An 881-nucleotide genomic window follows, 5' to 3' on the forward strand; every position below is an offset into this window, starting at 1 on the left:
ATTGTTGAGTGGCTATTTTTAATGCTTTATTCCAATTGCTTTTTGGTTGGAACCAACGGAGCATAATGTGTTGTTGAGTTGGTACTTCGTTGGGATTAATCCCAACAAACCACCAACCAACTCGCTAACATAGTTAGCTAACACATAGCTCATTCCAACCAAAAATTTTCTCGGCATAAATGCGTGTGATAYGATTAATGTATTACTCCTTTCATTTAATATATCAAAAACTATTCCCTGGCTACTCAAAAAATGAGTAGTCTTTTTATTTTGCATTTTAAGCCYTTTCTAGGACATTTAATCATTCCACGTATAAAAAATAACTAAAAACTTTTTTCGTTCAACAGAGAGACGATAAATCATTTTAAAATTCATTTTCTAAATCTTTTATAATACGAAATATGTTTTTCTATCTCGGTTATTCTTCTYAATAAAAAGCTAAARCCTTAAAAAATAGGTGTATAATGTAACTCTYGTATTTTAAAGAGCATAAGWGGAATCCTGMACAGAAATGWCTCCCAAATGGCTACATAAAATCAAAAAATGACTCCCAAATRGCTCCCTTTTTATGTAGCCATTTGGGAGCTAAAAGGGAGCCGAATGGTAGCCATTTTTAAAATAGCTTCTTACTTTTTGTCTGCCAAAATTCTATTTGCTTTTGCAATTGTTTTTCATTTTCTCTTAAAGTCGATTTCATTAATTCCGTCAAATCAACTGGAGATATTTCTTTGATTAATTTCTTATATTTATATTTAGCATGCCTTTCAAGTTTTCCCCATACGCCTTCTTCATGAATTAACATATAAATCATAGCTTGGTCTTTTAATTTTTCTAGTGTAGTCCAATCAGGTTTTAAAATATGTAAATCTTCAAAACAATCG

Annotated in this window: 1 protein-coding gene; it reads right to left on the reverse strand. The window is 30.8% G+C overall.

Translation table 11 applies throughout. The annotated features are described in order from the left end of the window. Positions 1–613: 613 nt before the first annotated feature. Positions 614–881 (reverse strand): hypothetical protein (locus tag AC1DMS_RS31720; RefSeq protein WP_478182146.1); only part of this gene is annotated, 268 nt, incomplete at its 5' end.

The organism is Variovorax sp. 05T418 (genome assembly GCF_056396385.1).